The 18,105-nt window shown below is 32.1% G+C and carries 18 protein-coding genes and 1 other RNA gene; 11 read left to right on the forward strand and 8 right to left on the reverse strand.

All coding sequences use genetic code 11. From position 1 onward, the window contains the following. Window positions 1–203: 203 nt before the first annotated feature. On the reverse strand, window positions 204–1,604 hold the full coding sequence (gene mnmE, locus WBQ70_RS06710) for a tRNA uridine-5-carboxymethylaminomethyl(34) synthesis GTPase MnmE (protein WP_423912055.1): 1,401 nt from the start codon (window positions 1,602–1,604) through the stop codon (window positions 204–206). Window positions 1,605–1,899: 295 nt separating this feature from the next. On the opposite strand from mnmE, the gene WBQ70_RS06715 reads away from it, so the two are divergent. Together WBQ70_RS06715 and WBQ70_RS06720 are read left to right on the forward strand one after the other, a co-directional pair. Next, window positions 1,900–2,730 (forward strand): universal stress protein, encoded by an 831-nt coding sequence (locus tag WBQ70_RS06715; protein WP_423912057.1) that lies wholly within the window; start codon window positions 1,900–1,902, stop codon window positions 2,728–2,730. 80 nt (window positions 2,731–2,810) lie between these two features. Beyond that, window positions 2,811–3,644, forward strand: coding sequence for a universal stress protein (locus tag WBQ70_RS06720; protein WP_423912060.1), 834 nt, complete (start codon window positions 2,811–2,813; stop codon window positions 3,642–3,644). Window positions 3,645–3,987: 343 nt separating this feature from the next. On the opposite strand, the gene WBQ70_RS06725 is transcribed toward WBQ70_RS06720, so the two are convergent. Next, window positions 3,988–4,284, reverse strand: coding sequence for a hypothetical protein (locus tag WBQ70_RS06725; RefSeq protein WP_423912061.1), 297 nt, complete (start codon window positions 4,282–4,284; stop codon window positions 3,988–3,990). Between the two features lie 119 nt (window positions 4,285–4,403). Between WBQ70_RS06725 and rnpB the strand changes: the two genes are divergently transcribed. Both rnpB and WBQ70_RS06735 read left to right on the forward strand, forming a co-directional pair. Next, an RNA gene (rnpB, locus tag WBQ70_RS06730) (RNase P RNA component class A) lies at window positions 4,404–4,719 on the forward strand. A 99-nt stretch (window positions 4,720–4,818) separates the two neighbouring features. After that, window positions 4,819–5,754, forward strand: coding sequence for a ketopantoate reductase family protein (locus WBQ70_RS06735; protein ID WP_423912063.1), 936 nt, complete (start codon window positions 4,819–4,821; stop codon window positions 5,752–5,754). 59 nt (window positions 5,755–5,813) lie between these two features. Here WBQ70_RS06735 and WBQ70_RS06740 read toward each other — a convergent pair whose 3' ends face one another. Both WBQ70_RS06740 and WBQ70_RS06745 read right to left on the reverse strand, forming a co-directional pair. Beyond that, window positions 5,814–6,398 (reverse strand): RsmD family RNA methyltransferase, encoded by a 585-nt coding sequence (locus WBQ70_RS06740; RefSeq protein ID WP_423912065.1) that lies wholly within the window; start codon window positions 6,396–6,398, stop codon window positions 5,814–5,816. Next, complete coding sequence (locus WBQ70_RS06745; protein WP_423912067.1) at window positions 6,395–7,201, reverse strand: DUF3822 family protein; 807 nt, start codon at window positions 7,199–7,201, stop codon at window positions 6,395–6,397. Before WBQ70_RS06745 ends, WBQ70_RS06740 begins: the two co-directional genes overlap by 4 nt. A 298-nt stretch (window positions 7,202–7,499) precedes the next feature. Between WBQ70_RS06745 and WBQ70_RS06750 the strand changes: the two genes are divergently transcribed. From WBQ70_RS06750 to kdsB, 3 genes are all read left to right on the forward strand, one after another. After that, a complete protein-coding gene (locus WBQ70_RS06750) occupies window positions 7,500–8,924 on the forward strand; it encodes an ATP-dependent DNA helicase (RefSeq protein ID WP_423912070.1) in 1,425 nt (474 codons plus the stop codon). 71 nt (window positions 8,925–8,995) lie between these two features. After that, entirely contained in the window at window positions 8,996–9,961 is a 966-nt protein-coding gene (locus WBQ70_RS06755) for a c-type cytochrome (protein ID WP_423912072.1), read from the forward strand. Between the two features lie 23 nt (window positions 9,962–9,984). Beyond that, window positions 9,985–10,710: a 3-deoxy-manno-octulosonate cytidylyltransferase gene (gene kdsB / locus WBQ70_RS06760; protein WP_423912075.1), complete on the forward strand. Its 726-nt coding sequence runs from the start codon at window positions 9,985–9,987 to the stop codon at window positions 10,708–10,710. Here the strand turns inward: kdsB and WBQ70_RS06765 are convergent. Continuing rightward, window positions 10,707–11,372 carry a spermidine synthase gene (locus tag WBQ70_RS06765; RefSeq protein WP_423912076.1) on the reverse strand — a complete coding sequence of 222 codons (666 nt, stop codon included), beginning with the start codon at window positions 11,370–11,372 and terminating at the stop codon, window positions 10,707–10,709. The genes kdsB and WBQ70_RS06765 overlap by 4 nt on opposite strands. A 181-nt stretch (window positions 11,373–11,553) precedes the next feature. After that, on the reverse strand, window positions 11,554–12,030 hold the full coding sequence (locus tag WBQ70_RS06770) for a helix-turn-helix domain-containing protein (protein WP_423912079.1): 477 nt from the start codon (window positions 12,028–12,030) through the stop codon (window positions 11,554–11,556). Between the two features lie 311 nt (window positions 12,031–12,341). Here WBQ70_RS06770 and WBQ70_RS06775 point away from each other — a divergent pair, with 311 nt between their 5' ends. The 4 genes from WBQ70_RS06775 to WBQ70_RS06790 all read left to right on the forward strand — a co-directional run bounded on the left by WBQ70_RS06775 (window position 12,342) and on the right by WBQ70_RS06790 (window position 17,258). Beyond that, entirely contained in the window at window positions 12,342–13,496 is a 1,155-nt protein-coding gene (locus WBQ70_RS06775) for a M14 family metallopeptidase (RefSeq protein ID WP_423912080.1), read from the forward strand. Window positions 13,497–13,572: 76 nt separating this feature from the next. After that, on the forward strand, window positions 13,573–14,052 hold the full coding sequence (locus tag WBQ70_RS06780) for an Lrp/AsnC family transcriptional regulator (protein WP_072943262.1): 480 nt from the start codon (window positions 13,573–13,575) through the stop codon (window positions 14,050–14,052). A 95-nt stretch (window positions 14,053–14,147) separates the two neighbouring features. After that, window positions 14,148–16,733 carry a phosphoenolpyruvate carboxylase gene (locus tag WBQ70_RS06785; RefSeq protein WP_423912084.1) on the forward strand — a complete coding sequence of 862 codons (2,586 nt, stop codon included), beginning with the start codon at window positions 14,148–14,150 and terminating at the stop codon, window positions 16,731–16,733. Window positions 16,734–16,742: 9 nt separating this feature from the next. Next, window positions 16,743–17,258 (forward strand): DinB family protein, encoded by a 516-nt coding sequence (locus tag WBQ70_RS06790; RefSeq protein WP_423912091.1) that lies wholly within the window; start codon window positions 16,743–16,745, stop codon window positions 17,256–17,258. A gap of 1 nt (window position 17,259) precedes the next feature. Here WBQ70_RS06790 and WBQ70_RS06795 read toward each other — a convergent pair whose 3' ends face one another. Then, on the reverse strand, window positions 17,260–17,736 hold the full coding sequence (locus WBQ70_RS06795) for a DNA-deoxyinosine glycosylase (RefSeq protein ID WP_423912087.1): 477 nt from the start codon (window positions 17,734–17,736) through the stop codon (window positions 17,260–17,262). 15 nt (window positions 17,737–17,751) lie between these two features. Further along, a partial coding sequence (locus tag WBQ70_RS06800; protein WP_423912090.1) for a helix-turn-helix domain-containing protein occupies window positions 17,752–18,105 on the reverse strand: 354 nt, incomplete at its 5' end.

An 18,105-nucleotide genomic window follows, 5' to 3' on the forward strand; every position in this document is an offset into this window, starting at 1 on the left:
TATAATTCAAAGTACGGAATGATGGGAAACTTGCAACAGCGATTAGATATTTCTTTCATTTTTTCGATAACAATTTTAGTATAAATTGCTGTAGTGCAAATTTCAGAGTGCTCTACTCTTTTGGAAAAGGGATAAATGTCTGTTCTTTTTTCAAATAGAAATACTGCATTCGTACTCCCTGCACTGTGAAATATAATGTACTGTTACTTCCCGATACAAAAATTCGCAAAGATATTCCCTAGCAATTCATCATTAGTAACTTGTCCTGTAATCATTCCAAAATGATATAAAGCTTCCTTAATATCAATGGCCATCAAGTCGCTGGAAAGGTTTGTTTCCAGTCCGTATTTTACTCTTGATATTTCATCAAGGGCTTTAAGTAAGGAGTCGTAATGTCTTGTATTGGTTATGATTGTTTCATTATTTCTAAGAGCACCAGTATTTACTAAAGAGAGTAGTTGTGACTTTAGTTCTTCTATGCCTATTTTCTCTTTGGCACTCAAAAAAAGTTGTTTCAAGTTTAAAGTTTCAAGTTTTGCATGTACCGATTGCATTTCGTTTTCGTTCAATCTGTCTACCTTATTGGCGACAATTAGGATTTCTTTTAATGGATATTTGTTTTTTATTTTTTCAATTTCAAGAACAAACTCAGTGCTTGAAATTTGAAATTTTAAACTATCCATTAAATAAATAACGAGTTGCGCTTGTTCAATTTTTTCGAAAGTTTTCTTGATTCCAATGCTTTCTACAACATCTTTGGTTTCTCGAATTCCAGCGGTGTCTATAAATCGAAAACCAATCCCTTCAATCACCAATTCATCTTCGATCGTATCACGAGTAGTACCAGCAATGTCCGAAACGATGGCACGTTCTTCGTTCAATAAAGCGTTTAAAAGTGTTGATTTTCCAACATTTGGTTCCCCAACAATCGCTACTGGAATTCCGTTTTTGATGACGTTTCCTACGGCAAAGGAGTCAATTAAGCGTTTAAGTACAAATTCGATTCGGTTTAAGAGTTCGTGAAATTGCGTTCTATCAGCAAATTCTACATCTTCTTCGGCAAAATCCAATTCGAGTTCGATTAGCGATGCAAAATTCAACAGTTCTTCACGTAGTTTGGCAATTTCGTTAGAGAAACCACCGCGCATTTGTTGCATCGCAATTTGGTGACTAGCTTCGTTGTCTGACGAAATCAAATCAGCAACGGCTTCGGCTTGTGATAAATCTAGTTTTCCGTTCAAAAAAGCACGAAGAGTAAATTCTCCAGCATCCGCCATTCGGCACCCTTTTCTTAATAATAACTGAATAATTTGTTGCTGAATATAAGTTGAGCCATGACAGGAAATTTCAATGGTATTTTCGCCAGTATAGGAGTTAGGACCTTTGAAAATGGAGACTAGAACTTCGTCTAGCACTTTGGCACCATCTATAATATGACCTAGGTGCAATGTATGTGTTTTTTGTTTCAGTAAATCTTTATCTTTTATAGATTTGAAAACCGAATCACCAATGGTAATGGCTTCTTGACCTGAAATTCTGATTATCGCAATCGCTCCAGCGCCCGATGGGGTTGCTAGTGCTACTATAGCATCGTTGTTTAGCATTTTATTTTGTATTGGATGCAAAGGTACTAAAAACTAAAGAAGTGATCTAAAGGAATTAATTTGGATTATTGCAGGGTTTGTGTGAGGGATAGAAGCTAGCTACCGTAGTAGCGCGTATAGCCCGACAGCCACTAGAGGAAAGGGCAATGACCGCTTGGTAGATAGCCCTTTTCTCTAGTGGGTGGCACACCCAGAAAGTTCTTAAAATAATTGTAATACGCTTATTTTTATCATATTTTTAGCGTAACTTTCAATTCCAGTTTAGTTATAATTAATTCTTAATTCACTGAAAAAGATGAAACGTATTCTATTTCCCACTGACTTTTCTGAAGTTGCTACTAATGCTTTTGTACATGCGGTAGAATTAGCTAAAAAAATCCAAGGTGAGTTAATCGTCTTGCATTCCTATGATTTACCGCCTATGGATGATCAATTTTTTCCAGAGAATTTTACGGAAGTGTATGAGACAGTTGAGTTAGCTCATTTTGATTTATTCAAAGACGAACTTCCTAAACTTCGTAAAATTATTGAGGAACATAATTTTGAAGATATAAAAATGACTCATCGATTGATGGAGGGGAATTTTGTTACTAACATCAAAAAAGCTATAGAGGAAGATGCTATTGATTATTTAATAATGGGAACTTCAGGTGCTACGGACTGGGAAGCACTTTTTGGAGGGTCTAATTCGGGTTCTGTTATTTTAGGAATTGATGTTCCAATGCTTTGTGTGCCTTTTGGAGTAGCGCACAAAAAAATAGACACCATCGGTTTTGTCACGCATTATAAACAACAAGATAAAATAGCACTGCATAAAACCTTAGATTTAGCTAAAATCATACATGCTAAAGTGAAATGTTTGTATGTAAAAACTACAACTTCAGAGGTTGATATTGAAATCATAAAAGAGTGGGAGCAGACCTTCAAAGAGCAGCCAGTTGAATATTTTATGTTTCAAAGCGACGAAATTAAACAAGTTACTTTAGATTTTATTGCCAAAGAAAAAATCGATGTTTTGTCGATGCTCACCTATAAAAGCGGCTTCTTTGAAGGAATGTTTGTCGCTAATTATGCTAAAAAAACGACTGAAGATATCAAAATTCCAATATTAGTGATGCATGCCTAATGGCGTTAAAATCATCTAAATTACTTACATATATCAAATTTAATATTTGTTTAAATAAAATTCACTTAAAACTTTACACTATGAAACGTATATTATTTCCAACCGATTTTTCTGAAGTTGCCAATAATGCTTTTGTACATGCTTTAGAATTAGCTAAAACATTAAACGGAGAATTAATTGTGTTGCATAGTTTTGAGTTGCCAGTAGTGGACAATCAGTTTTTTCCTGAGAATTATATGGTGATTTACGAATCGTTAGAATTGGCGCAATTTGATATGTTTAAAGACGAGATTCCAAAACTCCGAGCCATTGCAGAAAAGCGTAATCTTGACAAAATCAAATTAACACACCGCTTAATGGATGGCGACTTAATATTCAATATCAAAAAAGAAATTAAAGAAGACAATATCGACTTTGTAGTCATGGGAACTGCGGGTGATTCAGGATGGGAAAGCTTCTTCTTGGGATCAAATTCTGGGAATGTTATTTCGGATATTGATATCCCTATGCTATGTGTTCCTCATGATGCACCTTTCTGTAAAATAAAAACAATTGGTTTTACCACTCGATTCAGACCTAAAGATAAAAAAGCACTCAAAAGAATCATAAAGATTGCACATAAAACAAATGCTCAAATTCAATGTTTATACGTAAAAGCAAATGAATCGGATGTGTCCGATGAAACAATAAAGGAATGGAAAGCTGAGTTTGCTAACGATCATATTTCGTTTTCAGTCATACTTTCTAATGAAATAAAAGAGACAATTCTGGATTTTATTCTACAAAAAGACATCGATATGGTGACTATGTTAACCTACAAAAGAGGCTTTTTTGAAAATTTATTTCATACCAGTTTAACTAAAAAGGCAGCCAACGAATTTTCGATTCCTGTCCTCGCAATCCCTATAGAATAGTTTTTTGAGCCTAATCCAGCGCTACGCTATAGCCCTCCATTTTCCCGCTTTTTTTACTAGTCACTAGAGGAGCTTCCTCTGGTCGCTCTCTAGTGACTGTAAAAAATAGCGCTCAAATTGTCGGGGCTGCCACTACGATCTGGGGCAAAACCTCCCAATAATTAAAATTGAGTGCGTTTTTTTTATCAGATTTTGTTGATAGAGACATGTCTTTTTAATAAATTTTTTAAAAAAAAAACTGGAATCAGGTTTACCTTTTCATAGTTCCAGTTGAAATTTTGATAATATATGGTTCATTTTTTTAGAATATTTCACTCTTCATAATAAATGATATAGGATAAGTCTAATTTCTCCCTTTAATAGTTAATTGAATCAAAACTTCCGTGGCTTCATTAACCGAATTTGCAGCAAATCCAGCAACATAAACCCCTTTTTTACCTGAAATGGATTTTATACCATAGACTATAGCTTCATCATCAGGATTTGAATCTCCTTCATAACGATAAATATGAACAATTTCGTATCGACTTGGATTTTTGACAATATCAGCCTCATTGATGTTAAAATCATACGTAAAACCTTTTTCATTCAATTCATCTAAGGCTTTGGATACAGAAGTATAATGATACATTTTATTCATGACGATTGATTTTTTAGTTGGTTTTTAAAGATAACTATTTTAAAATTAATTACTTGCAAATGACGTGTTAAAGTGTGGTTTTAAAAATAGTAATTCCGTTCTAAAAAATGTAAATTTGCACCACAGACCGCCTTATCGCTGTCCACCTCGGTGGATTGAGGAAAGTCCGGACACCATAGAGAAGCATAGCGGGTAACACCCGTCGGTTCGAGCAATCGAATTAGGACAAGTGCAACAGAAAGTATGTACAGGTAATGCTGTAGTGAAACCAGGTAAACTCTATGCGGTGAAATATCAAGTATATCAGCATTTAAGGGTTTCTCGCCCGTTGTTGAAGGGTAGATAGCTTGAGCTTACGAGTAATTGTAAGCCTAGATAAATGATAAGGCTCCAATTAATTGGGGACAGAATCCGGCTTATAGGTCTGTTTTTTTTCTTTTTTAAGGAACTAAGGTTCTAAGTTGCTGAGGCGCTAAGGCTCAAAAAAGGTATCAGTTCCCCATTAAACAATTAATCTTTTTAAGCAATCAAAATATGCAAACTAGAATTGGAATTTTAGGATTAGGTGGAGTAGGAGGCTATTTTGGTGGACTGCTTGCTAAAGCGTATGCAGATTCAGAAACGGTTGATATTGTTTTCATCGCTCGTGGATTAACAAAACAAAATGTTATAGAAAACGGTCTAAAAATCGTTTTGGACGACTCTGAAATGACTGTTTTTCCTTCTAAAATTTCAGATCATCCTGAGGAAATTGGGAAACTAGATTATTTAATTTGCGCTACTAAAACCTATGATATAGAGTCGAGTTTGAGTTCTATAGCAAAATGCATTACTAAAAATACCGTTATCTTACCTTTATATAATGGAGTAGATGCACCTGAACGTATTAGTATTCTTTTTCCAGATAACGAAGTGTTGCAAGGATGTGTCTATATTGTCTCTAAAATTGAAACACCAGGTACTATCCGAAAAATGGGTTTTTATGAAAAGTTATTTTTTGGGTCAGATACCGCTCCCATTGGAAAACTAAGAAATTTACAAGTGCTTTTTCAACAAGCTCATATTCAAAGTTTTTTGGTTGAAAATATTGATGATACTGTATGGGAGAAGTTTGTATTTATCTCTGCTTTAGCTTCGGCTACATCCTATTTGGATCAAAATATTGGTCAAATTTTACAATCTCCTGAAAGTCGCCAAGTTTATGTGGCTTTATTGCATGAAATTACTTTGTTGGCAGCTGTAAAAGGATTGAATTTACCAGATGATATCATCATACAAACAATTTTAAAACTAGAGAAAACTCCATATGAAGCAACTTCGTCAATGCATCGAGATATTTTGGCGGGAAATAATTTCGAATTGGCTTCTCTAACGGAATATATTGTCAATGAAGGAATGAAGTACGAAGTAGAAACTCCAACGTATAGAATGGTTTTAGACAAACTGTCTAAGATTGTTTCATTGGTGTAAAGTGGTGAATTTATAAATTACAAAAATCCCTTTATGTTTATTATCATAAAGGGATTTTTTTATTCTTCCTCACCATCGGTTTCTTCGTCGATTTCTTGTTCTCCTTTTTCTATTTCAAAAAAGCTAAAGATAGAACCTCCATACGTTTTCTTAAAAGAAAAATGAGTAAGATGATCTAATTTGGTGTATTTTGAATGCTCAATAACCATCATGCCATCGTCATTCAAGCTGTTGTTAGCAAAAATGAGCAATACAATCTTTTCAAACGTTGCTTGATCAAAATTATAAGGTGGATCAGCAAAAATAATGTCGTAAGTAGCATTGTTTCTTTCTAAAAACTTAAAAATATCACTTTTTGTTACTGCAATATTAAAATCATATTCGGCAGCGGTTTGTTTGATAAATTTTACACATCCAAAATCACCATCTACAGAAGTAATAGGCGAGCTGCCTCTTGAAGCAAATTCGTAACTAATGTTCCCTGTACCAGCAAACAAGTCGAGGATTTTTAATCCTTCAAAATTGAAATGGTTGTTTAAAACATTAAACAATGCTTCTTTGGACATATCGGTGGTTGGTCGGACCGGAAGTCCTTTGGGTGGCGAGATACGTCTGCCTTTGTATTTACCTGAAATGATTCTCATGAGTTGAAAAGTATAAAGTGTTTTCTGTTTTCGGCCTCAGAAAAATAATTGTTCCATCGCAAATCTTCCACATCAATCAGTGAGATATTGCGAATAAATCGATAGGCAATTTTGTAAAAGTCGCTATCAGTATGGATGTTTCCTATTAGTTCTAATGGAAAATTTTCGGGATTCATATTGAGTTGTTCTGCAGTGAAAAGCAAATAATACAAGAAATCTTCGGGTGTTGAATAATCAAAAGAGTTGAATAAAAGCAACTTTTGATTCTGAATTACTATAATTTCAAAATGACCTTCGTTAAAATGAACCCACATCGTTTTAGTATCATTGTTTTTGGATCGGTCCATCAATTTAGTTACTAAAACACTGTTAACGTGTTTGTAATCAAAAGTTCCAAATTTATCTATGAAAAAGTTATTCATATTGACATACGGAATATAAACTGCATTGATTTGGTAATTACTGATTTCGTCAAAAGCAAAAAAATCAGTTTCAAAAACCTTAGTATTGTACTGTAAATAACTGCCTAAGAAATTCTCGTCAAATAGGGCAGTAGGCACAAAGGTGGAAAGATTGTTGTTGTGCAATATCAACACATTATCATAACTTTCATTGAGTTCAACATGTTTGTTAAATGCATCCGCAAACAATTCTTCGATTTTAATCCCTTTGTCAATAGTATCAAAATGAACCTCATTAAAAGACGTAATGGTATTATTCAACGTGTCAAAACAACAAAAAGAAAGCCCTGTCAAGGAAACTTGAATGGAAAGTTTTTTGTATTTTTTTTCGGTGATATCCATTAGTTAGGTTCATTTTTTTAACGTGACAAACTTACAAATTTCAATGGCAATATCAATGACAATAACAATGGCAATTTCAAAAAAAACAATATCAATTGAATTTCAATGAAAAAAGCATCAAAATTGAATGGCTTAATTTTTTTACTGACATATAGATTAGGATTATTTTATTTAATTTTTATAAAACAGCATTTTAATCTGATTTTTGAAATTATTAGTTATATCCCAAGTATTGCTATTGTCATTGATTTTTGAAATTGTCATTTATTAAACGTAATTTGCGGTTAAAATGCAATTCATGAATTCCTCCTTATTTTATAGTCTTTTACGAAAAAACTTTCCTTTTACGCCTACTTACAATCAGGATATATTTTTTCAAAAAATCGCTATTTTTTTGACTGACACCTATAATGATACCATTTTTGTCCTCAATGGATACGCAGGAACCGGAAAAACAACGGTAATTTCGACAATCGTTAATAATCTTCTTGAAATCAATAAAAAATATGTCTTGCTGGCGCCAACAGGTCGTGCGGCAAAGGTAATTGCTAATTATTCAGATAAACCAGCTTTTACGATTCATAAAAAAATCTATTTTCCTAAAAAATCATCGGGTGGAGGTGTTTCGTTTGTATTACAACCTAACAAACATAAAAATACCATTTTTATCGTTGATGAAGCTTCGATGATTTCGGATACCAATTCGGATTCCAAATTATACGAAAACGGCTCGTTGTTGGATGATTTAATTTCGTATGTATACTCAGGTGCAAATTGCAAAATGATACTCTTAGGAGATACTGCGCAGTTGCCTCCAGTGAATTTGGATGTGAGTCCAGCCTTGGATATAAATACTTTAAGTTTACATTACAATAAAGAGATAGAGCATATTGAACTAGATGAAGTTATGCGTCAGGAAGAGTCATCTGGAATTTTGTATAATGCTACCGAATTACGAGAATTATTAAAAGATTCTTTCATCACCGAGTTTCAATTTGATGTCAAGAAATTTAAAGATATTGTTCGACTAATTGATGGTTATGATATTCAAGATGCCATCCATTCCGCTTATAGTAATTACAGTATTGAAGACACGGCTTTTATAGTACGTTCCAATAAAAGAGCAAATCAATACAACGAACAAATTCGGTCGAAAATTTTAGATAAAGAAAGTGAATTGTCCTCAGGAGATTTCCTGATGGTAGTCAAGAATAATTATTTTTGGTTGAAAGATTCAGATGAAGCGGGTTTTATTGCCAATGGCGATATTATCGAAGTATTGGAGATTTTTAAAATTCAAGAATTGTACGGTTTTAAGTTTGCCAAAGTAAAAATCAGAATGGTCGATTATCCCAAACAAATTCCATTTGAAACTGTTTTATTATTGGATACCATCAAGAGTGAATCACCATCTTTATCGTATGAAGACTCAAATCGTCTGTATGAAGAAGTGATGAAAGACTACGAAAGTGAAACTACAAAATACAAGAAATTCCAAAAAGTTAAGGCAAATGAATACTTTAACGGATTACAGGTAAAGTTCTCCTATGCAATTACTTGTCATAAATCACAAGGTGGTCAATGGAACACTGTTTTTATAGAACAACCTTATCTGCCTAACGGTATTGATAGAGATTATATCCGCTGGTTGTACACCGCCATGACTCGAGCCAAAAATAAATTATACTTGATAGGATTTAAGGATGAGAGTTTTGTGGAATAAATTATATATTTGAACTTATTTTAAAAACAACAATAGAGCGTTCAAATGTATTATTTATTTAAACTTTTTGTATGAAAAAGATTGCGAAATGGATTGTATTAACCTTAGTATTTGGAGTGACTTTATTGCTCCTTTTTTTAAGTTTTGGTTTGCCTAATGTTGGTGAGCCAGAATATCTAAAAATAGATAAAACAAACGAGCGTTTTGAAAGAGGTAAATATCTCGCAAATAGTGTTTCAGTTTGTATGGATTGTCATTCAACAAGAGATTGGAATGCTTTTTCAGGACCATTACTTCCTGGTACTCTTGGAAAAGGAGGGGAAGTTTTTAATCAGAAATTTGGTTTTCCAGGTGAGTACTATGCTCGAAATATAACTCCATCAGGAATTGGAGATTGGACAGATGGTGAAATTTTACGAGCCATTGGAAGTGGAGTAAATAAAAAAGGAAGCCCTTTATTTCCTATTATGCCGCATCCTAATTATGGAAAAATGGATAAGGAAGATTTGTATTCTATTATCGTTTATTTAACAACGTTAAAGCCAATAGAAAATAAAATTCCAGAATCAAAATCTGATTTTCCGATGAATTTCATCATCAATACCATTCCCCAAAAAGCAGTGTATTCTCAAAAACCAAGTGAAAATGAGCCTGTAAAATATGGAGAATACTTGTTTAATGCTGCTTCATGTAATGAATGTCATACTAAGCAAGAAAAAGGGACTAAAATAGCAGGAATGGAATTGGCTGGTGGTTTTGATTTCATGATGCCTACAGGAGGTGTTACGAGATCTTCAAATATTACGCCTGATCCTACAACTGGAATTGGAAAATGGACAGAGCAGATGTTTGTAAATCGATTTAAATACTATGCGGATAGCACTTATGTACCATACAAAATTAATAAAGATGAGTTCAACACTGTTATGCCTTGGACTATGTATGGAACGATGAAAAAAAGTGATTTAAAAGCAATTTATGCCTATCTCAAAACGGTAAAACCTATCAAAAACGAGGTCATTAAATTTTCAAAATAATAATATATTGTAATTTTTGAGTAATGAAAATAATAGCAGTCATTCCAGCACGTTACGCTTCAACTAGATTCCATGCCAAACTAATGGAGGATCTAGGTGGGAAAACCGTGATTTTAAGAACTTATGAAGCGGCCAAACAGTCCAATCTTTTTGATGCTGTTTTTGTTGTTACCGATTCGGAATTGATTTTTAACGAAATTGATTCAAATGGTGGTAAAGCCATAATGAGTATTAAAGAACACGAATCTGGAAGCGACCGTATTGCAGAAGCTGTGGAGCATATGGATGTTGATATTGTAGTGAATGTACAAGGGGATGAACCCTTTATCGATACGGCTACTTTGGAAAAACTTATTGAAGTTTATAAAAACGATACAGACAAGAAAGTCGATTTAGCTTCTTTGATGTGTGAAATTAAAGAACAAGACGAAATTAACAATCCTAATAATGTAAAAGTAGTGGTAAATCAAAACGGTTTTGCCTTATACTTTTCACGTTCGGTAATCCCTTTTCCAAGAGAAGTCAATGCAGGTGTTCGCTATATGAAGCACATTGGGATTTATGCTTTTAGAAAGCAGGCTCTGATGGATTTTTATAGCCTACCCATGAAATCATTGGAAGCATCCGAAAAATTAGAACAACTTCGTTATTTAGAATTTGGAAAAAGCATCAAAATGGTAGAGACTACACATATCGGAATTGGTATTGACACTAAAGAAGACCTAGAAAAAGCTAGGAAAATGATCTAATTCATTCTTTCAATGACAATTAATTCATTGTGCTTTTCGACTCTCGGAATAGAATGAATGCTAAAATTCTCTTTCTTGAAACTTGAAATATAGGTTTCATTGAGGAGATTTTGTTTTTTATCTAAAAGCATGGTATTGAATAATATAAAACCTTTGGTATTTAACAAAGAACAAATTCTATCCGTAAAATAAGATTGGTATAAAAAACTAGGCATTTTAGTATCTTGAAATACATCAATGATAATTAAATCATACTGATCTTTGGTTTTCAAAACAAATTCGAAAGCATCCTCAATAACTATACTGAGTTGTGAAATATCCTTAAGATTGAAATATTGGTTGGCTATTTTGATAATTTCAGGATCAATTTCGACTCCTGTAATTTTACCTTTATAGGCTATATCTCCAACTAACGTTTTGATCACACTTCCACCAGCAACACCTAAAACCAGAACGTGCTCCATTTTTACTATTTTTTCAAAACCAATACTAGAAAGTCCCAATTTTAAAATACGTTGCAAACTACCATAGGAATAATTTGCATTTTCTGAGTCCATAACTAGTTCGCCATTATTCCACGTTATCTCAATAGATTTACTGATTTTTGATTTTTTTTTGTATAAAATTACAGGTATGAGGTAGCTAAGAATTCGTTTGAGCATGAAGGTTATTTTGTATCAAAAATAAAATATAATTTAATATATAATGAACTAATTGTAAAAAAAACAATAAAAAATAGAGTATTCTTAAGGTCACTCGTATATTTCAAATTATTAAGTCAACAAGATGTTCGTTTAAATTAGCAGAAAATTAAAATCTTAAATTTTCAAAAATAAAGATTTTTTATTTTGGTTTATAAGTTTTGAAAGTCCCGTCTTTGTAAAAGAATATAATTTTTTCTACATCAGAAGCTAATAAATTAGGAATCGTATGTTCTTGTACTGTTTCTTTTGCAAGAGCTGTTTTTTCTTCCATAGATACGCTTGGTTCTGAAAACAAATCATTCGGTTCATTAGTATTACTAAATGTGGTAGTGGGATTGTTATTTGAAACATCATTTAACTTATTTTCAAAACCTAAAGATTCTTCATCACTTTTAGGGAATTGTCCTTTTCCGTTTAATATCCAGTACAAATCAATTTCAGGAAATTCCTCAAGTATCTTAAGAACAAAGTCTAAGCTAGGCTTATTTCTTCCCGAAAGCAAGTGGGATAGGCTAGAGCGTTGTACGCCTATTTTATCAGCAAATGCAGAGGCATTGAGACTGTAATAATCGAGTATGATTTCTAGTCTTTTTATAAAATCGTCTATGTTTACCATTGTAAATTACTGTTTAAAATGTACTATTTACAAATGTAACTAATATTAGATTAATACACAATATTACAAGTGTAAATTTATTAATTTACTAAAATAACCATCATTTTTTAATTTAATTAATAGGTCTTTATTATCTGAATAACAGTTATTTAATAAATAAAATATTAATGAGTAACATTTGTCAATAAGGCTGTATTAAAAACCTATTTAAACTTTTAAATTTGTGTTTACAATTATAATAATTCTGTTTTATTTTCGATTTACAATTGTAAAAATAAAGATGTTTACTTTTGTAAATTAAATAATATACTATGAATTTAGAACAATTGTTCATTGAAAATAAAGAACAATCTATATCAGGCAGGTATCTTACTTTAGATGCTGTAGTGCCACTTTTAAAAAAATTAAATACCAATAATGAATTATCAATTATTGGTCAATCTGTTTTAGGGGAACCGATTTATAAGTATCAAATTGGAAAAGGAAAAACAAGAATCTTTTTGTGGTCGCAGATGCATGGTAATGAAAGTACCACTACAAAAGGTTTGTTTGATTTTTTTAATGTATTAAAAAGCGGATCTGAATTAGCGAACCAGCTTTTAGACCGTTTTACGTTTTGCGCTCTTCCGATGTTAAATCCTGACGGGGCTCGTTTGTATACACGTGTAAATGCCAATAAGATTGATTTGAATCGAGACTCACAAGACTTAACACAGCCTGAAAGTAAGTTATTACGTGAAACTTTTGAATCATTTAAGCCTAATTATTGCTTTAATCTTCATGATCAGCGCACTATTTTTGGGGTAAATGACTCTGGGAAACCAGCAACAATGTCCTTTTTGGCACCATCATACAATGAAGAACGTGAGGTAAATGAATCTAGATTAAAAGCAATGGAGCTAATTGCTGGAATTAACTCAGTATTACAGCAATATATTCCTAATCAAGTCGGTCGATTTGATGATTCATTTAATATAAATTGCATTGGAGACACTTTTCAATATATGGGTGTACCTACCTTATTATTTGAAGCAGGACATTTTCAAAGCGATTACGAGCGAGAAGAAACTAGAAAGTTTGTTTTTATGGCTTTACTCTCAAGTTATTCAATACTTTGCGAAAACGATGTAGTTCTTAATGGAATTGATGATTATTTGAATATTCCTCAAAATAAACCCGTTTTTTATGATTTTATATACAAAAACATAAAAATAAATTATGATGGTATTGAAAAAATAACGAATTTTGCTGCTCAATACAAAGAAGAGTTGATAGAAGGGAAGATCATTTTTAATGCTTATATTGTTGAAATAGGAGAATTAGAAGGACGTTTTGGGCATTGTGTTTATGATGGTGAGGAAGCTCTTTATTCTGATAATTATCAAAATTTCCCAGAACTAGACCAAAAAGCATCTTTCAACTTAGGTAATAACATAAAATTTGTTAACGGATTGATAAAAGTTTAAAATTTTATATCTTTTTATCGTTTTTATGTATATTTTTATACTTTGTAAGTGAGTTAATAAAATTAATTAAAGAATTATGAGTAAATTCCGTTTAGATGAAGTAGATCATCAGATTTTGGATATGTTAATTGACAATACAAGGGTTCCTTTTACAGATATTGCTAAAAAGTTATTAATTTCGGCTGGAACTGTACATGTTCGCGTTAAGAAAATGGAAGATGCTGGAATTATTATGGGCTCTTCTTTAGTTTTAGACTACGATAAACTGGGTTATTCATTTATTGCTTACGTTGGGGTTTTTCTTAATAATACTTCACAAACTAAATTTGTTTTAGAGCGTATTAATGAAATTCCTTTTGTTACTGTTGCTTCTGTAACGACAGGGAAATTCAATATTTTTTGTAAGATTAGAGCAAAAGATACCAAACATGCCAAAGATGTTATTTTTATGATTGATGACATTGATGGTGTTTACAGAACAGAAACCATGATTTCTCTGGAGGAAAGCATCAATGATAAGAAACGTTTGATGCATACCATCTTTAAAAACATGTAATAAAAGCTTAAAAGTTTATATTTTAAATATAACCTTAAGTTAATTCTTGGGGTTATTTTTTTATAAAATCCAATCCAAAATAACGATAATAATTTATGTATACACTCCCAAAAATTGAACGTTTTAATCAAAATGTCTTATCGAAATACAATATTTATAATAGTGTTTTTATAACATTGCCTTTTGATTCCATTGACAATACAGGTGTAATGTTGCCTTTGTTTACGGATGTTTGTGAAACTGGATTTAAAAAGCAAGAAACACCAAAAGAAATAATGGAATTTTTCTCAAAAAAGTACTTGCATAATACAAATGAGAAAGAACAAATAGATTTGATGTTTCGTTTTATTCAATATATTGAGCGTCAAATTGTTTTATTTGATGCGGTTGAAGATGCTGCTTTTCCAGTTGTAAACAATATGGAAGGAAGAGGTTCTTTAAGAGATATTAAAGAAAAGTCAGATGCTAAAGGTAGACAAGATGAATTAGTTGAGTTTTTAAAAGATTTTAATGTTAGAACTGTTTTAACAGCGCATCCTACTCAGTTTTATCCTGGTGCAGTATTAGGTATCATTAATGACTTAACAAAAGCAATTAGAGAAAATGATTTACTTAGAATTAAGCAATTGTTAGCTCAATTAGGTAAAACACCTTTTATAAAAAACGAAAAACCAAATCCTTTTGACGAGGCGGTAAGTTTGATTTGGTACTTAGAAAATGTTTTTTATCCTACATCAAGTGATATGATTCATTATCTTCAAAAAAATGTTTTTGAAGGAGAGACAGTTAATAATCCAATCATTAAGCTAGGTTTTTGGCCTGGGGGAGACCGTGATGGAAATCCATTTGTAACGACTGAAATCACATTAAAAGTAGCCGATAGATTGAGAACTTCAATTTTGAAATGCTACTATATGGAGGTGAGACGTTTGAAAAGAAAGCTAACATTCTTTAATGTAGATGTTTTAATAGCTGAATTAGAAAGTAAATTATACCGATCTGTTTTTTATTCTCAAGGGGAAATTTTTATAACTCTTGATGAATTAAAGTCTCAGTTGAATAAGATTAAAAACATAGTAGTTGAACAACATGAATCTTTGTATTTAGACGAATTAGAATCATTGATAATTAATGTAAATTTATTTGGTTTCTATTTTGCTACTTTAGATATTCGTCAAAATAGTCGTATTCATGATGCTGTATTTAGAGATATTTTTGATTTTTATCAAAAAAATGATCCTTCGGTTTTTCCTGAAAATTATTATGAATTATCAGAATCAGAGAAATTTGATGTATTGTCAAATGCAAAAGGGGATTTGAATTCGGGTAATTTTGAAGATGAAATGACTCGTTCGACTATTGAATCAATACAGGCAATAAAAGTCATTCAAGCTAAAAATGGTGAAGAAGGAGCAAATCGTTATATTATTAGTAATAATGAAAGTGCTTTGAATGTAATGGAAACTTTAGCAATGATTCGTCTAACTGATTGGGAAGAGCCAACAGTTGATGTTATTCCGCTTTTTGAATCAGTTGATGATTTATTAGATGCGCATAACATTATGGAAAAATTATATACGAATCCTATGTATGCTTCTCATTTGAAAAATAGAGGAAACATACAAACGATTATGTTAGGGTTCTCTGATGGTACTAAAGATGGTGGTTATTTGATGGCTAACTGGAGTATTTACCAAGCCAAAGAAGCTTTGACTACAATTTCTAGGAAATATAATGTTGAAGTGATATTCTTTGATGGACGTGGTGGACCGCCCGCGCGTGGAGGAGGAAAAACACATAAATTTTATGCTTCTTTAGGTCCAAATATTGAAAACAAAGAAATTCAAATTACGGTTCAAGGACAAACTATTAGTTCTAATTTTGGAACCTTAGATTCTTGTCGTCATAATTTAGAGAATTTATTAAGTGCGGGTGTAACCAATCAAGTATTTAATAAAGGTAAGAATATATTATCTCCAGAAGATAAAGAAGTGATGGGGCAAGTTTCTGAATTAGGATATGAGAAATATTTAAGCTTCAAGAATCATCCTAAATTTATACCATATTTAGAAAAAATGAGTACTTTGAAGTACTACGCTAAAACAAATATTGGTAGCCGTCCTTCTAAAAGAAACAAGTCAGCATCATTAGATTTTAAAGATTTAAGAGCTATACCATTTGTTGGCTCTTGGAGTCAATTAAAACAGAATGTACCTGGTTTTTACGGTGTAGGTGCAGCTTTGAAGCATTATGAAGAAGCAGGAGAATGGAATAAAGTTCAGGCCTTATATGATAATTCAATGTTCTTTAGAACACTTCTTGAAAACAGTATGATGTCATTAGCTAAATCATTTTTTCCATTAACAGCATACATGAAAAAAGATCCTGAGTTTGGTGAGTTTTGGCAAAACATTTATGATGAATTTTTGGATACCAAACGTTTATTATTGAAAATTGCAGGTCATGCTGAATTGATGGAAAACTATCCTGACGGTAAAGCTTCAATTGAAATTAGAGAACGTATTGTGTTGCCATTGTTAACAATACAACAATATGCTTTGTTGAGAATTAATGAATTGAATAAAGCAGATAAACCGGATGAAGCCTTGATTAAGGTATATGAGAAAATCGTAATGCGTTCTCTTTTTGGTAATACAAATGCAAGTAGAAATTCAGCATAATACTTGATGATGAAGAAAACTGATATTCTAGAAAACGAGTATTCCGTTTTTAATGCTACTTATATAAAAGCAGCAACTGATGGAGATTTATATGAAGACTTAGAAATAAGTCTTCATTCTTTTATCCGTTTTGTACAAAATATTTCAATGGATAAATTTGATTTTCGTTATGCTGAAGGCAAATGGACAATCAAAGAAATCATTCAACATATAATTGATACCGAGCGCATTTTTAGTTATCGTGCTTTGCGAATTTCAAGGAATGATCAAACGCCTTTACCAGGCTTTGATGAAAATGAGTACGCAGAAAACACGGAGGCTAACAATAGACATTTACAAGGGCTATTAACTGAGTTATCCATTGTTCGTCAAAGTACGTTGGCTCTTTTTAAGAGTTTTTCGGAGGAACAATTAAAGAGAATTGGAGTCGCTTCTAATCATGAAATTTCAGTGAGAGCAATAGGTTTGATTATCATTGGTCATCAAAAGCATCATCAACAAGTATTCGAAGAAAGATATTTATAAACTATTCTAGAATAGTAGACCAAATTTTTAATTTATTTTCAAAAGTCATAGTATTAGCTGGACTTGTAGAAGGCATCACATAATACGTGATGCCTTTTATTTGCCCAAATTTCTTGGTAAAATAACGGTGACTTTCTTTACCATTAAAAACTATTTTATGAATGGAAGGATATTTTTGAAATAAGGTTTCAAAATCATTTTCTTTTTGGTTTTTGATATGAATGTCTAAACTGCCTTTGCGTTCGCAATGTTGTAAAACATCCCAAAGTCCAATATTGTGAGATTGCAATAATTTTATTTTTTCTTCAAAATTTTCTAAAACGATTGACTCACCTAAAAGAGTGTGCATGATTCTCCAAAAGTGATTTCGCTTGTGGGCGTAATATTCTTGTTTTTCCAAAGAAGCAATTCCAGGCATGGTGCCCAGAATTAATATTTCAGTTCTGGAATTAACATAAGGAGCAAAAGAATGAATCATGACTTACTATTTTTACTACGTATTTTCTTTTTCAATTATTGCTAATGCCAAACGGATTTTCTCATATCCGATTTCTTCCTCAAAATAATCAAAATAGGGTTTTAAAGCATTTGGATTCTCTAGAATTGTTTTTGCCTCTGCAATTTTTGTAACTTCTTCTTTTGTAATAAAATCATATAAATTAATATTTGCGCCATCTTGCTGTAGTTTTACAAAATGAGACATGATGGTGCTAATATTTAAATTTCTTTTTTCAGCAATTGCTTCAGGGGAAAGTCCGCTTTCAAATAAGGCTAGCGTTTCCTTGTAAGTGGTTGACCCTTTTTTAGGTTTGGCAGCTTTGCTTTTATGAAAATCGATTATAGCTTT

The sequence above is a fragment of the Flavobacterium sp. genome, from assembly GCF_049590715.1.
Taxonomy (GTDB): Bacteria; Bacteroidota; Bacteroidia; order Flavobacteriales; family Flavobacteriaceae; genus Flavobacterium.

Excerpts from the sequence above, each read along its gene's own strand:
- WBQ70_RS06755 (WP_423912072.1), top strand. The coding sequence starts at position 8,996 with ATGAAAAAGATTGCGAAATGGATTGTATTAACCTTAGTATTTGGAGTG.
- WBQ70_RS06745 (WP_423912067.1), bottom strand. The coding sequence starts at position 7,201 with ATGGATATCACCGAAAAAAAATACAAAAAACTTTCCATTCAAGTTTCC.
- WBQ70_RS06790 (WP_423912091.1), top strand. The coding sequence starts at position 16,743 with ATGAAGAAAACTGATATTCTAGAAAACGAGTATTCCGTTTTTAATGCT.
- WBQ70_RS06770 (WP_423912079.1), bottom strand. The coding sequence starts at position 12,030 with ATGGTAAACATAGACGATTTTATAAAAAGACTAGAAATCATACTCGAT.
- mnmE (WP_423912055.1), bottom strand. The coding sequence starts at position 1,604 with ATGCTAAACAACGATGCTATAGTAGCACTAGCAACCCCATCGGGCGCT.
- WBQ70_RS06725 (WP_423912061.1), bottom strand. The coding sequence starts at position 4,284 with ATGAATAAAATGTATCATTATACTTCTGTATCCAAAGCCTTAGATGAA.
- WBQ70_RS06740 (WP_423912065.1), bottom strand. The coding sequence starts at position 6,398 with ATGAGAATCATTTCAGGTAAATACAAAGGCAGACGTATCTCGCCACCC.
- WBQ70_RS06795 (WP_423912087.1), bottom strand. The coding sequence starts at position 17,736 with ATGATTCATTCTTTTGCTCCTTATGTTAATTCCAGAACTGAAATATTA.
- WBQ70_RS06775 (WP_423912080.1), top strand. The coding sequence starts at position 12,342 with ATGAATTTAGAACAATTGTTCATTGAAAATAAAGAACAATCTATATCA.
- WBQ70_RS06735 (WP_423912063.1), top strand. The coding sequence starts at position 4,819 with ATGCAAACTAGAATTGGAATTTTAGGATTAGGTGGAGTAGGAGGCTAT.
- WBQ70_RS06785 (WP_423912084.1), top strand. The coding sequence starts at position 14,148 with ATGTATACACTCCCAAAAATTGAACGTTTTAATCAAAATGTCTTATCG.
- kdsB (WP_423912075.1), top strand. The coding sequence starts at position 9,985 with ATGAAAATAATAGCAGTCATTCCAGCACGTTACGCTTCAACTAGATTC.
- WBQ70_RS06715 (WP_423912057.1), top strand. The coding sequence starts at position 1,900 with ATGAAACGTATTCTATTTCCCACTGACTTTTCTGAAGTTGCTACTAAT.
- WBQ70_RS06750 (WP_423912070.1), top strand. The coding sequence starts at position 7,500 with ATGAATTCCTCCTTATTTTATAGTCTTTTACGAAAAAACTTTCCTTTT.
- WBQ70_RS06720 (WP_423912060.1), top strand. The coding sequence starts at position 2,811 with ATGAAACGTATATTATTTCCAACCGATTTTTCTGAAGTTGCCAATAAT.
- WBQ70_RS06780 (WP_072943262.1), top strand. The coding sequence starts at position 13,573 with ATGAGTAAATTCCGTTTAGATGAAGTAGATCATCAGATTTTGGATATG.
- WBQ70_RS06765 (WP_423912076.1), bottom strand. The coding sequence starts at position 11,372 with ATGCTCAAACGAATTCTTAGCTACCTCATACCTGTAATTTTATACAAA.